We start from the raw sequence: 228 nt of genomic DNA, 5'->3' as shown, positions 1-228 counted from the left end.
CTCATATGTTGATGGAAAACTTTACGGTATCCCTTATTTACGTAGTACGCCAATTCTTTATATGAACGTTGATATGTTAAAAGAAGCTGGATTAGATCCTGCTGGGCCTAAAAACTGGGATGAGTTTGAAGAGTATGCACGTACGTTAACTATTCCAGGTGAGCAAGTGGGAATTTCAATGCCTGTTGGTATCTGGTTCTTCGAAGCATTTGTTGCCCAAGCTGGTGG

Annotated in this window: 1 protein-coding gene; it reads left to right on the top strand. The window is 41.2% G+C overall.

Annotation, left to right across the window (positions count from 1 at the left end; genetic code table 11):
- Nucleotides 1–228, top strand: a 228-nt coding sequence (locus tag AOA60_RS18390) for an extracellular solute-binding protein (RefSeq protein ID WP_143522467.1), incomplete at both ends; no start/stop codon positions are given.

The organism is Pseudomonas sp. 2822-17 (assembly GCF_002742485.1).
Lineage (GTDB): Bacteria > Pseudomonadota > Gammaproteobacteria > Pseudomonadales > Pseudomonadaceae > Aquipseudomonas > Aquipseudomonas cyclaminis.
This window is presented reverse-complemented; position numbering and strand designations above follow the sequence as displayed.